Source organism: Pseudoxanthomonas sp. SORGH_AS_0997 (assembly GCF_031453535.1).
Lineage (GTDB): Bacteria > Pseudomonadota > Gammaproteobacteria > Xanthomonadales > Xanthomonadaceae > Pseudoxanthomonas_A > Pseudoxanthomonas_A winnipegensis.
The window spans coordinates 714051-726278 of sequence record NZ_JAVIZI010000001.1; the positions used below are offsets into that span (position 1 = coordinate 714051).

Consider the following 12228-nt stretch of genomic DNA (forward strand, 5'->3'; position numbering starts at 1 on the left):
AGCGGAGCGAGCTCCGCTCTACCGGCTTCCGACGCCTTCAGGCACCGTGCTGCGCCAAGGCCCAGCCGACGTGCTCGCGCACCAGCGCGGAAGGCGCGTCGCGGCGCGAGGCCAGGGCGGCGAGGATCTCCGGCGTGGTCGGCGCATTGCCTAACGCCACGGCGATGTTGCGCAGCCAGCGCTCGTGGCCGCTGCGGCGGATCGCCGAGCCCTCGGTGCGGCGCAGGAATTCGTCCTCGTCCCAGGCGAACAGCTGCGGCAGCGTGGCCGTATCCAGGTCGTTGCGCGCGCGGAAGTCCGGCTCGTCGGTGCGCTTGGCGAACTTGTTCCAGGGGCAGACCAGCTGGCAGTCGTCGCAGCCGAAGATGCGGTTGCCGATCGGCTTGCGTAGTTCGATCGGAATCGCGCCGTCGTGCTCGATGGTCAGGTAGGCGATGCAGCGCCGCGCATCGAGCCGGTGCGGGGCGACGATGGCCTGGGTGGGGCAGACCTCGATACAGCGCACGCAGGTGCCGCAGTGCGCGCTGGCCGGTGCGTCGATGGGCAGCGGGATGTCAACGTAGATCTCGCCGAGGAAGAACCACGAGCCGCCCTGCTTGTCGATCAGGCAGGTGTGCTTGCCGATCCAGCCCAGCCCGGCGTTGCGCGCCAGCGCGCGCTCGAGCACCGGCGCCGAGTCGACGAAGACGCGATGGCCGAACGCGCCCACTTCCTCCTGCAGCTTCAGCGCCAGTTTCTGCAGGCGGTTGCGCATGAGCTTGTGGTAGTCGCGGCCCAGCGCGTAGCGCGCCACATAGGCGCGCGTGCCGTCGCCCAGCGTGGTCCACGCGTCGTCGCTGTCGTTGCGCCCGTAGTCCAGGCCGACCGAGATCACGCGCAGGGTGCCGGGAATCAGCTCGGCGGGCCGCGCGCGCAGCTGGCCGTGCCGCGCCATCCAGTCCATCGAGCCGTACAGGCCCTCGGCCAGCCAGCTGCGCAGGTGGTCTTCGTCCTGGCCCAGCTCGATGCCGGCGATGCCGCAGCGCTGGAAACCGGCCGCGCGCGCCAGCGCACGGATCCGCGCGGCCAGCGCGTGCGGATCGGGCGATGTCGCAGACGAAGCAGTCATGGACGCAAGTATAGAATCGCGCGCCATGACGGCCCTTCTCCCCTTGTTCGGCACCGCCGCGGCGCGTGCCCTGGACCAGCAAGCCAGCGCGCGCCTGGCAGGCGGCGCGTTCGCACTGATGCAGCAGGCGGGGCAGGGCGCGTGGCGGGTGCTGGAGCGTGACTGGCCCCAGGCCGAGCGCATTACGGTGGTGTGCGGGCCGGGCAACAACGGCGGCGATGGCTACGTGCTGGCCCTGTGCGCGCTGCGCGCGCGGCGGCAGGTGGTGGTGCTGCATCTGGAGGACCACACGCCACGCACCGACCTGGCCCAGCGCGCGTGCACCGATTACATCGCCGCCGGCGGACAGGTGGCCCTGTTCCCCGAGCAGTTCCCGCCGGCCGACGTGGTGGTCGATGCGCTGTTCGGCATCGGCCTGGCGCGCGCGCCGGAAGGCCAGGCGCAGGCGCTGATCGAGGCGATCAATGCGCAGCCGGCGCCGGTGTTCGCGCTCGATGTGCCCAGCGGCATCGATGCGGGGCAGGGGACCGCGCCGGGCGCGGCGGTGCGTGCACGGTGCACGCTGCAGTTCATCGTGCGCCACCACGGGCTGCACACCGGCGCCGGGCTCGAACATGCCGGCGAACTGCTGCTCGATCCGCTCGAGGTCCCTGACGAATTGCTGCGCATGACCGCCCCCAAGGCGCAGCTGCTGCAGGCCGAGCATCTGGCGAGCTGGCTCAGGCCGCGCCGCCTGGACACGCACAAGGGCGAGAACGGCCGCGTGCTGTGCATCGGCGGCGATCTGGGCCACGGCGGCTCGATCATGATGACCACCGAGGCCGCGCTGCGCAGCGGTGCGGGCCTGGTCACGGTGGCCACGCGCCAGGCGCATGTCGGCGCGCTGCTGACGCGGCGTCCGGAGGCGATGGTGCACGCGGTGGAATCCGGCAGCGATCTGCAGCCGCTGCTCGAGGCGGCCGACGTCATCGCCATCGGCCCGGGGCTGGGCCAGGGCGACTGGGGCCGCGCGCTGCTGCGGCTGGCGCTGGAAGCCGGCAAGCCGCTGGTGCTCGACGCCGACGCGCTCAATCTGATCGCACAGCAGCCGCGCGCGCTGGGCGACGCCATCCTGACCCCGCATCCGGGCGAAGCCGGGCGCCTGCTCGGGCGTTCGACCGCCGAGATCCAGGCCGACCGGTTCGGCGCGGCGGCCGAGCTGGCGGCACGCTGGCAGGCCACGGTCGTGCTCAAGGGCGCGGGCACGCTGATCGCGCAGGACGGCCAGTTGCCGCGCGTGATCACCACCGGCAATCCGGGCATGGCCACCGGTGGCATGGGCGATGTGCTCACCGGCGTGATCGCCGGGCTGCGCGGGCAACGGCTGGATGCGTTCGCCGCGGCCAGCGCGGGTGCGCTGCTGCACGGGCTGGCCGGCGATGCGGCGGCCGCGCGCCGCGGCCAGCGCGGCCTACTGGCCAGCGATCTGTTCGACTGCCTGCCGACGCTGGCCAATCCGCAGGAGGCCGGCTGATGCGGCTGCACCTGGCGCAGGTCGAGGACACCGCGCGGTTGGGGAGCGCGCTGGCGTCCACCCGCCCGCCGCAGGCGGCCGTGCATCTGCATGGCGACCTGGGCGCCGGCAAGTCCACCCTGGCGCGCGCGCTGCTGCGCGGGCTGGGCGTGACCGGTTCGGTGCGCAGCCCCACCTACACGCTGATCGAGCGTTACCCCATCGACGGCGGCGAGGCCTGGCACCTGGACCTGTATCGGCTGGGCGATGCCAGCGAGCTGGATTTCCTCGGCCTGGACGAGGCCGTGGCCACGCTGTGGCTGATCGAATGGCCGGAAAAGGGCCGCGGCGGGCTGCCGCGCGCGGACCTTGAGATCTTCCTGGAGATCTCGGGCCAGGGCCGGGACGCGCGCCTGGTGGCGGGGACCGAGACCGGGCAGGCCTGGCTGGCCTGTCTGGCGGAAATCGTCAGTTAGGGGTGACTTATGCCGGGTGAGGCGAGAAAGTTTCGGCAGGTCACGGATTATTAAGGGAAAAGGGGTTGCCTTTACGCTTGGGCAGTGCTTGAATCGCCGCATGCCGAAGGGGATGACCGCATTTGCGATCGCATGGGGGGGCGCCGCGCTTCTGGCCAGCGTCATGCCTGCTGCCCATGCCGGCGAAGTGCGCGCCATCGACCTGGTCAACGGCCCGACCGGCACCCGCGCCGAGATCCAGCTGCAGGGCGCGGGCAGCTACAAGACCATTTCCCTGGCCAATCCCAACCGCCTGGTCGTCGACCTGCCGGCCTCCACCGCGCTGAAATCCCTCAAGCTGCCCGCGCCCAGTGGCGTGGTCACCGCCGTGCGCACCGGGCAGCCGGTGCCGGGGACGTTTCGCGTGGTGTTCGACCTGGCCGGGCCGATCACGGCCGTCAATCCGCATATGGAAGGCGCCGGCGCGCTGTCGCGGCTGGTGATCGAGTGGCCCGGCGACGGCCCGGCGACCGCCAGTGCGCCCCCGCCCAGCGCGGCGGCGGCCGCCGTGCCGGCCAGCGTTGCTGCCGCGCAGGCGACCTCGGCGCTGGTCGCCCAGGCCACGCGCCCGATGCCCGCCGCGCCGACGCCCGTCGTCCAGGCGCCGGTGACCACGCCCGCACCGTCGGCGCCTTCGCCGCAGCAGCAGGCGCCCGCCACGCCGGTGTCCAGCACGCTGTCGCCGGCGGCGATCCTGGCCGGCCAGCCCGTGCCCGGCGTCGTCGTGCCGACACCGGCCGCGACGAACGTGCCGGAGACCATCGCGCCCGGCGTGACCATCGCCACCGGTCGCCCGGCCCCGGTCGAACCCAAGTCCGTCGTCGCCGACGCCCCGGCCCCGGTGCTGCCGCAGCCCAAGCTGGCCATGCGCGCCGGCATGCGCCCGCTGGTGATCGCCATCGATGCCGGCCACGGCGGCCAGGACTCCGGCGCCATCGGCCCGACCGGCAAGTACGAGAAGAACGTCACCCTGGCCATCGCCCGCCAGCTGGCCAGGCAGATCGACGCCACGCCGGGCCTGAAGTCCTACCTGACCCGCGACGGCGACTACTTCATCCCGCTCAACCAGCGCGCGGTCAAGGCGCGCGCGGCGCATGCGGACATGTTCATTTCCATCCACGCCGACGCCGCCGAGAACCGCAGCGCCAGCGGCTCGTCGGTCTATGTGCTCTCGCTCAAGGGCGCGACCTCGCAGCGTGCGCGCTGGCTGGCCGACAAGGAAAACGCCTCGGACCTGATCGGCGGCGTCAAGCTGCAGACCGTGGACAGCACGCTGGGCTCGGTCTTGATCGACCTGGCCCAGAGCGGCCACATGAAGGCCTCCGAGAACGCCGCCGGCCACGTGCTGGCCGGCCTGAAGGACGTGGGCAACGCCCACAAGGCCACGCTGGAAAAGGCCAACTTCGCCGTGCTGCGTACCTCGGACATGCCGGCGATGCTGGTGGAGACGGCCTTCATCTCCAACTACACCGAAGAGAAGCAGCTGACCGATCCGGCCTTCCAGGCCCAAATCGCCGGCGCGATCCTGCAGGGCGTGGAGACCTATTTCAGCCGCGAGCCGCCGCCGGGCACGCTGTTCGCCGCGCGCGCGCAGGCTGCTGCGGGCGGCAGTTCGGGCGGCGGGGCGCCTTGAGCCGGGAGTGAGTGGGGCGTAGTGAGGCGTGGGCAAAGCAAGCGCGGCTCGGTGATTTAGACTGACCGCGGATTTGCTTCTGCCTTTCCGCACTCCTCACTTCTTTCGCGCTCATTCCTCGCCCGTGCCCATTCGCCAGCTTCCCGACACCCTGATCAACCAGATCGCCGCCGGCGAGGTGGTCGAACGGCCTGCCTCGGTCGTCAAGGAACTGGTCGAGAACGCGCTGGACGCCGGTGCGCAGCGGGTGGACATCGACCTGGAGGAGGGCGGCATCCGCCTGATCCGCATCCGCGACGATGGCGGCGGCATCGCGCCGGAGGAGCTGCCGCTGGCCGTCTCGCGCCACGCCACCAGCAAGATCGCCTCGCTGGACGATCTGGAGACCGTGGCCACGCTCGGTTTCCGCGGCGAGGCGCTGCCCTCGATCGCCTCGGTCAGCCGCTTCAGCCTCAGCTCGCGTCGCGCGCACGATGCGCACGGCGCCTGCCTGCAGGTGGACGGCGGGCGCATGGGCGAGGTCACGCCGCGCCAGCATGCGCAGGGCACCACGGTCGAAGTGCGCGAGCTGTTCTACAACGTGCCGGCGCGGCGCAAGTTCCTGCGCGCCGAGCGTACCGAGCTGGGTCACATCGAGGAATGGCTGCGTTCGCTGGCGCTGGCACGCCCGGACGTGGAGCTGCGCGTGTCGCACAACGGTCGGCCGTCGCGCCGCTACAAGGGCGGCGGCCAGCTCGAGCCCAGCCTGCGCCTGCACGAGACGCTGGGCGAGGAATTCGCCCGGCACGCGCTGCGCATCGACCACAGCGGCGCCGGCCTGCGCCTGCACGGCTGGATCGCGCAGCCGGCGTATTCGCGCGCCAGCGCCGACCAGCAATACCTCTACGTCAACGGCCGCGCCGTGCGCGACCGCAACATCGCCCATGCGGTGAAGCTGGCCTACCAGGACGTGATGTATCACGGCCGCCAGCCGGCCTACGTGCTGTTCCTGGAGCTGGATCCGGCGCGGGTGGACGTCAACGTGCATCCGGCCAAGCACGAGGTGCGCTTCCGCGAATCGCGGATGATCCATGACTTCGTCTTCCGCACCCTGCAGGAGGCGCTGGCCGGCACGCGCGCGGGCATGGCCGCCGACGGCGCCGGCGAGATGGCCGCCGTGCCGATGCCGATGGCGCAGGCCGCCTACGGCGCCCCCGCGCTGGCGGCGTGGCAGGTGCCGCAGCACCTGCAGTGGACCGGCGCGCAGCAGTCGCCGCTGGGGCTGCGCGTGGCCGATGCGCCGGGGGCCTATGCGGCGCTGTACAGCAGCCCGTCGATCCGCAGCCCGCAGCCGGGTCCGGCGATGCCGCTGCCCGCCAACGATGCGCAGGACGTCATTCCTCCGCTGGGCTATGCCATCGCCCAGCTGCACGGCATCTACATCCTGGCCGAGAACGCCGACGGCCTGATCGTGGTGGACATGCACGCCGCGCACGAGCGCATCGGCTACGAGCGCCTGAAGACCGCGCACGACGGCATCGGCCTGACCGCCCAGCCGCTGCTGGTGCCGATGACGCTGGCGGTGGCCGAGCGCGAGGCCGACGTGGCCGAGCGCGAGGCCGCCACCCTGACCGAGCTGGGGTTCGATGTGACCCGCAGCGGCCCGCAGAGCCTGAGCGTACGCAGCGTGCCGGCCCTGCTGGCCCATGCAGAACCCGGCGCGCTGCTGCGCGACGTGCTGGCCGACCTGCGCGAACATGGCCAGAGCCGGCGCGTGGCCGCCGCGCGCGACGAGCTGCTGTCGACCATGGCCTGCCACGGCGCGGTCCGCGCCAACCGCAGGCTCACGATTCCGGAAATGAATGCCCTGCTGCGCGACATGGAGATCACCGAGCGCTCGGGGCAGTGCAACCACGGACGCCCGACCTGGGCGCATTTCAATCTGGCCGAGATCGACAAATGGTTCCTGCGCGGGCGTTGAGGCAGTCGATGGGCAAGACCGAGGCGTTTTTCGGATGTCTGGCACTGGCGTCGCTGCTGACGGCCTGCAGCGACCGCGCGGCGGCGCCGCAGGCCGGTCCGGCGGTGACCTCCGACACCACCTTCCTGGCCGACAACGCGATCTGGCGCACCGAGCGCCGTCAGGCGCTGCTGGCGCCCGACGGCTGGACCAGCCTGGTCGGGCTGCACTGGCTCACGCTCAAGGCGCATTACATCGGCCGCAGCGAGGCCAGCGGCATCAAGCTGGAAGTCGGTCCGCCCAAGCTGGGCCTGGTCCAGGTGGACGGCGACAAGGTGTTCTTCACCCCCGAGCGTGGCGTGGCGGTGACCGCCGACGGCCAGCCGCTGAAAGGGCGCATCCGCCTGGTCGACGACCAGTCCGGGCCGGCGACGGTGATCGGCTTCGACGACGGCGCCGACCGGATGACCCTGATCCACCGTGGCCCGCGCTACGGCCTGCGCATCAAGAGCGCCAACGCGCCGGCGCGGGTGGGCTTCACCGAGCTCGAATACTGGACGCCCGATCCGGCCTGGCGCATCGAGGGCAGGTTCGTGCCGGGCCCGGCCGGCGCCACGCTGACCTATGCCGACATGGTCGGCAACACCATCGCCGCGCCCAGCCCGGGCAAGGTGGAGTTCGAACGCGACGGCAAGCGCTACGCGCTCACCGCGATGGAAGGCGACAACGGCGGGCTGTTCCTGGTGCTGGCCGACCGCACCAGCGGGCATGGCTCGTACCCGGCCGGCCGCTTCATCGACACCGACGCGCCCGACGCGCAGGGCCGGGTGGTGGTGGACTTCAACCGCGCCTACAACCCGCCCTGCGTGTTCACCGTCTATGCGACCTGTCCGCTGCCGCCTGCGGAGAACCGGCTGGATCTGCTGGTCGATGCCGGCGAGAAGATGTACACCGGACCGGTCGGCGGCGGCGCGCACTGATGTCGGCGCTGCGCCGCCTCCTGCTGGCCGCGCTGCTGCTGGCCGTGGCCGCACCGGCCTGGGCCACGCCGCCTGTGCCGCTGCTGTGGAAGGTCAGCAAGGGCGAGCACACGCTGTACCTGCTGGGCTCGTTCCACCTGCTCACCGCGCAGGACTATCCGCTCTCGCCGGACGTCGATGCGGCCTTCGCCGATGCCGAACAGGTGGTGCTGGAACTCTCCGGCGATGAGCTGCAATCGCCGGCGCTGGGTCAGGCGATGCTGGCCGCCGCGCAGCTGCCCGCCGGGCAGACCCTGCAGCAGCGCATCGATGCCAAGACCTGGACGAAGCTGCAGGCCTATGCGCAGGCGCACAACCTGCCGATCGACCTGTTCGCGCATCTGGAGCCGTGGCTGGTGGCGACCACCCTCAGCGTGCAGGAAATGACCGCGCAGGGGCTGGACCCGCAGCTGGGCCTGGACCTGCACTTCATCCAGTTGGCCCGCCAGGCCGGCAAACCGGTCAGCGGGCTGGAGCGCGGGCAGGATCAGGTCGCCATGCTCGATGGCATGAGCGCCGAGGAGCAGCGCCAGTACCTGGCCGAGACCCTGGACGATGCCGGTGCCACCGGCGAGCGCGAAGCCCAGCGCCTGCATGCCGCCTGGCGCGCCGGCGACGTGCAGACGCTGCGCGACGGACTGGCCGCGGACATGAAGCGCGAGTACCCCGCGCTGTACCAGCGCATCAACGTGGCGCGCAACGACGCCTGGCTGCCCAAGCTCGAGGCGCGTCTGCAGGGGCCGGGCGGAGACGACACGCTGGTGGTGGTCGGCGCGCTGCACCTGCTCGGGCCCGACGGCGTGGTCGAGAAACTGCGCGCCAAGGGGTATGCGGTGGAGCGCGTCTGCAGCGCGTGCGCCGCGCACTGAGGCAGCCCTGACGGGTTAGGCGTGCGGCTTTAAGCCGCCGGCTCCATCACGATGCAGTCCACCGGACACGGCGGCACGCACAGCGCGCAGCCGGTGCACAGGTCCTCCAGCACGGTGTGCATGAACTTGGCTCCGCCGACAATGGCATCGACCGGACAGGCCTGGATGCACTTGGTGCAGCCGATGCAGTCGGCCTCGACGATCAGCGCCACGCGCGGCGGCAGATGCGCACCGCGGCTGCGGTCGAACGGCTGCGCCGGCACGCCCAGCACCTGCGCCAGCGCCCGCGCACCTGCATCGCCGCCGGGCGGACAGCGCTCGACCCCGGCCTCGCCGTGTGCCATCGCCTGCGCGTAGGGGCGACAGCCGTCGAACCCGCACTGCCCGCACTGGGTCTGCGGCAGCAGGCGGTCGAGGCGTTCGACGAGGGAAGGGGAGAGATCGGTCATGCGTGGCGGTCGGGCTGCGCGGGGGTGTGCGGATCGGTCAGGAGCAGAGCCGGCCGCGGTACCAGCGTGCGTGGGCCAGGGCGAGCATCGGCTTGTCTTCGCCGCTGTCGCCGTAGGCGTGGATGCGTTCGAAGCTGGCGATATCGTACTCGGCCGTGATGCGCGCCACCTTGTGCCGGCCCACGTCGCGTCCGGCATAGCGGCCGGTGCAGCGGCCATCGACGTGCTCGAGCGCATTGCAGATCAGCGCCACGCCCTGCACCTGGCACCACGGGCGCAGGTAAGCATCGAGCGAGGCGGAGACCACGACCACGGTATGGCCGCGCGCCAGGTGCTGGTCGAAGCGCTGATACATGTCCGCCCGCAGCACGCCGGGCAGGACGTCGCGCGCGTAGTGTTCGCCGGCTGCCAGCACCTCGTCATGGGCCCGTCCTTCGAACGCGATCCGGGTCACGCGCGCGCGCAGCGCGCCGGCCGACACCAGCCGCGCTCGGTAGGCCAGCAGCCACGGCGCGACGTTCCAGCGCGCCCGCGCCAGCTGCTCGGGCGTGGCGATGCGGCGCAGGAACCCGGCGTAGGTGTCCCGCGTGGTCAGCGTGTGGTCGAAGTCGAACAGCGCCAGCTGCATCGGATGGCCTGATCGCTGCTTTCAGCCCAGCGCCAGCCGCAGCGCGATCGCCGCGGCCAGCGCGGGCAGGGTCACCACCAGGCCCAGACGCAGGAACTGGAAGAAGCCGACCTGCTCGCCCTCGCGGCGCAGGATCGACAGCCACAGCAGCGTCGCCAGCGAACCGCTCACGGCGATGTTGGGCCCCAGGTCCACCGCGATCAGTGCGGCGTCGCGCACCACTTCCGGCGGCGCGGCCTGGGCCAGTGTGGCGCTGGTCAGCAGCCCCACCGGCAGATTGTTGGCGACGTTGCCCGCCACCGTCGTGGCGGCGGCCACCACCCAGGTGGCCTGGACCGTGCCGGCCTGCAGCTGGTCGCGCAGCAGGCCCGCCAGGGTCGCGACCAGGCCGGTCTGGCGCAGCGCCTCGACCAGCACGAACAGCCCGGCCACCAGCGGCAGCACGCCCCAGTTCACGCCGGCCAGCGCCGGCCACGGCGCGCTGCGTCCGCGCAGCGAGACGGTCAGCACGGCCAGCGCCGCCATCACCGCCGTCGGCCAGCCCAGCGACCAGTCCTGCCACGAGGCCAGCATCAGCACCAACGCGGTCGCGGCCAGGGCGAACAGCGTCAGCCGGGCGTGGGCGTTGATCGGCGTCATCGGCACTTCGGTGGACACCGCGCCGGCCAGCGCGCGCCGCTGGCTCCACGCCAGCACCGCATAGGTCAGCACGATGGCCGCCAGCGACGGCAGCCCGAACCGCGCCAGCCACTGCGGCAAAGGCGGCATGTGCGTGCCGAACATCACCAGGTTGGCCGGGTTGGAGATCGGCAACACGAAGCTGGCCGCATTGGCGACGAAGGCGCAGGCGAACAGCAGCGGTAGCATCGGCGCACGCGCCTTGCGCGCCACCGCGATCACCGCCGGGGTCAGCACCACGGCGGTGGCATCGTTGGACAGGAAAGTGGTCACCACCACGCCGGTGGCGAACACCAGCGCGAAAAGGCGCCGCCCCGAGCCGCGCGCATGCTGCGCGGCCAGCTGTGCGACCCAGTCGAACAGGCCTTCGCGGCGCGCAAGCTCGGACAGCAGCAGCATGCCGGCCAGGAACAGATACACGTCCAGGCCTTCGCCCACCGCATGGCCCACGCCCGCCCAGGGCAGGGCGCCGGACAGCGCCACGACCAGCGCGCCGGCCACGGCGTAGACCCATTCGGGCAGGCGCCCCGGGCGCGTCACCACGCACACCACCGTCGCCGCGGTCGTGGCCCACACCAGCCAGGGCGTCATGCGATCGCGTCTCGCACAGCGGCCCGCCGGCCGTGCAGCAGCCAGGGGACCAGGGACAGCACGGCCACGCTGCCGAGCGCGAGGAAGGCGATGCGATAGCTCCAGTGCTGCGCGATCCAGCCGCCCAGCGCCGGGCTGAGCGAGGCGCCCACGCCCTGCAGCGTCATCACCAGGCCCTGCGCGGCGTTGGTGCGCCCGGTGCCGTGCATCAGGCTGGCGACCGTGGCCGGCACCGCCACGCTCTGCAGGCCGGCGCCGATGCCGTCCAGCGCCTGCACCGGCAGCACGCCCCAGAGCGAGCCCAGCGTGCCGGCGGCGACCAGTCCACGCAGCGGCAGGGCGACGAAGGTCAACAGCAACACCCACCAATGCCCATAGCGCGGCAGCAGCCGCATCGCCGCCAGCGCGGCCAGCACCATCACCAGCTGCGCGATGATCACCGTGGCGGCGGTGAACACCGCCGGATTGGCCGCGTGCGTGGCCACCGCGGCCTGGCCGTACAACGGCAGCATGGCGGCATTGCCCAGGTGGAAGAACAGCAGCGCCATGCCCAGCAACAGCAGCGGGCGCTGCCGCAGCAGATCACGCCAGCGCACCGCCTGCGCGGGCGGCGCCGTGTCGCTGCTCGGCTCGCTGCCGCGCGCGGCCTGGTGGTCGATCTGGCGCGGGTCGATCCGCCACAGGCTGGCGGTGGCGAGCAGGGCGAAGCCGCCCAGCAGCGCGAACACCGCCACCAGCCCGAACTTCCAGCCCAGATAGCCGGCCGCGGCGGCCGCCACGACGTTGCCGGCGTGATTCGCCACCTGGTTGCGCGCCATCTGCCGCTCAAACCCGGCCTGCCGCACCAGGCCCAGCGTCAGCCCGGTCAGCGCCGGGCCGATGATCGCCCCGCACAGGCCGCTGGCCACCTGCGAGGCGACCACCACCGGGAAGGCGTGCGAGGCCAGCACCAGACAACTGCTCGCCACCGTGAGCAGGCAGGCGAGCGCCACGACCGCGCGCTTGCGCCGGGTCGCGTCCACCAGCGCACCGGCGGGGACGGTGCCGAGCAGGCCGGCGATGCCGCCGGCGGTCATCGCCAGGCCGATGGCCCCGGCCTGCCAACCGAGCGACTGCAGCTGGACGCCCAGGAACGGGCCGAGCCCGTCCTGCACATCGGCGACGAAGAAGTTCAGCCCGGTGAGGGCGCGGCGGGAGCGCGGGCTGGCGTCGGGAGTCGGAGGCGCTGGGGACATGGACGCGGGGCGCGATGTGCTCGGCCGACTGTACGCGGTTTGCGTCCGGCCGAGATGTGAAGGGACTTGCCG

The 12228-nt window shown here is 72.1% G+C and carries 11 protein-coding genes; 6 read left to right on the forward strand and 5 right to left on the reverse strand.

Features of this window, described 5'->3' with window-relative positions:
* Positions 1–37 precede the first annotated feature (37 nt).
* Positions 38–1108 carry a tRNA epoxyqueuosine(34) reductase QueG gene (gene queG / locus QE438_RS03350; RefSeq protein ID WP_130529573.1) on the reverse strand — a complete coding sequence of 357 codons (1071 nt, stop codon included), beginning with the start codon at positions 1106–1108 and terminating at the stop codon, positions 38–40.
* 25 nt (positions 1109–1133) lie between these two features.
* On the opposite strand from queG, the gene QE438_RS03355 reads away from it, so the two are divergent.
* The 6 genes from QE438_RS03355 to QE438_RS03380 all read left to right on the forward strand — a co-directional run bounded on the left by QE438_RS03355 (position 1134) and on the right by QE438_RS03380 (position 8575).
* Positions 1134–2621 carry an NAD(P)H-hydrate dehydratase gene (locus QE438_RS03355; protein WP_306992563.1) on the forward strand — a complete coding sequence of 496 codons (1488 nt, stop codon included), beginning with the start codon at positions 1134–1136 and terminating at the stop codon, positions 2619–2621.
* The gene (gene tsaE, locus QE438_RS03360) at positions 2618–3076 is read left to right on the forward strand and encodes a tRNA (adenosine(37)-N6)-threonylcarbamoyltransferase complex ATPase subunit type 1 TsaE (protein ID WP_306996154.1); all 459 of its coding nucleotides are present in this window, start codon (positions 2618–2620) and stop codon (positions 3074–3076) included. Before QE438_RS03355 ends, tsaE begins: the two co-directional genes overlap by 4 nt.
* 100 nt (positions 3077–3176) lie before the next feature.
* Positions 3177–4748: an N-acetylmuramoyl-L-alanine amidase gene (locus QE438_RS03365; RefSeq protein WP_306992561.1), complete on the forward strand. Its 1572-nt coding sequence runs from the start codon at positions 3177–3179 to the stop codon at positions 4746–4748.
* Between the two features lie 124 nt (positions 4749–4872).
* Positions 4873–6708, forward strand: coding sequence for a DNA mismatch repair endonuclease MutL (gene mutL / locus QE438_RS03370; RefSeq protein ID WP_306992559.1), 1836 nt, complete (start codon positions 4873–4875; stop codon positions 6706–6708).
* A gap of 8 nt (positions 6709–6716) precedes the next feature.
* Positions 6717–7667, forward strand: coding sequence for a DUF1684 domain-containing protein (locus QE438_RS03375; RefSeq protein ID WP_306992556.1), 951 nt, complete (start codon positions 6717–6719; stop codon positions 7665–7667).
* Positions 7667–8575, forward strand: coding sequence for a TraB/GumN family protein (locus tag QE438_RS03380; protein ID WP_306992555.1), 909 nt, complete (start codon positions 7667–7669; stop codon positions 8573–8575). Before QE438_RS03375 ends, QE438_RS03380 begins: the two co-directional genes overlap by 1 nt.
* A gap of 29 nt (positions 8576–8604) precedes the next feature.
* Here the strand turns inward: QE438_RS03380 and rnfB are convergent, their stop codons facing one another.
* From rnfB to QE438_RS03400, 4 genes are read right to left on the reverse strand one after another with little or no spacing between them, the layout of a single operon-like run.
* Positions 8605–9024, reverse strand: coding sequence for an Rnf electron transport complex subunit RnfB (rnfB, locus tag QE438_RS03385; RefSeq protein ID WP_130534091.1), 420 nt, complete (start codon positions 9022–9024; stop codon positions 8605–8607).
* Between the two features lie 37 nt (positions 9025–9061).
* The gene (locus QE438_RS03390; RefSeq protein WP_306992552.1) at positions 9062–9652 is read right to left on the reverse strand and encodes an HAD-IB family hydrolase; all 591 of its coding nucleotides are present in this window, start codon (positions 9650–9652) and stop codon (positions 9062–9064) included.
* 21 nt (positions 9653–9673) lie between these two features.
* Positions 9674–10921 (reverse strand): arsenic transporter, encoded by a 1248-nt coding sequence (locus tag QE438_RS03395; RefSeq protein WP_306992550.1) that lies wholly within the window; start codon positions 10919–10921, stop codon positions 9674–9676.
* Entirely contained in the window at positions 10918–12156 is a 1239-nt protein-coding gene (locus QE438_RS03400; RefSeq protein ID WP_306992548.1) for an MFS transporter, read from the reverse strand. The genes QE438_RS03395 and QE438_RS03400 overlap by 4 nt, the downstream gene beginning before the upstream one ends.
* Positions 12157–12228: the final 72 nt, after the last annotated feature.

Excerpts from the sequence above, each read along its gene's own strand:
- QE438_RS03375 (WP_306992556.1), top strand. The coding sequence starts at position 6,717 with ATGGGCAAGACCGAGGCGTTTTTCGGATGTCTGGCACTGGCGTCGCTG.
- QE438_RS03395 (WP_306992550.1), bottom strand. The coding sequence starts at position 10,921 with ATGACGCCCTGGCTGGTGTGGGCCACGACCGCGGCGACGGTGGTGTGC.
- QE438_RS03400 (WP_306992548.1), bottom strand. The coding sequence starts at position 12,156 with ATGTCCCCAGCGCCTCCGACTCCCGACGCCAGCCCGCGCTCCCGCCGC.
- rnfB (WP_130534091.1), bottom strand. The coding sequence starts at position 9,024 with ATGACCGATCTCTCCCCTTCCCTCGTCGAACGCCTCGACCGCCTGCTG.
- QE438_RS03390 (WP_306992552.1), bottom strand. The coding sequence starts at position 9,652 with ATGCAGCTGGCGCTGTTCGACTTCGACCACACGCTGACCACGCGGGAC.
- QE438_RS03365 (WP_306992561.1), top strand. The coding sequence starts at position 3,177 with ATGCCGAAGGGGATGACCGCATTTGCGATCGCATGGGGGGGCGCCGCG.
- QE438_RS03355 (WP_306992563.1), top strand. The coding sequence starts at position 1,134 with ATGACGGCCCTTCTCCCCTTGTTCGGCACCGCCGCGGCGCGTGCCCTG.
- queG (WP_130529573.1), bottom strand. The coding sequence starts at position 1,108 with ATGACTGCTTCGTCTGCGACATCGCCCGATCCGCACGCGCTGGCCGCG.
- QE438_RS03380 (WP_306992555.1), top strand. The coding sequence starts at position 7,667 with ATGTCGGCGCTGCGCCGCCTCCTGCTGGCCGCGCTGCTGCTGGCCGTG.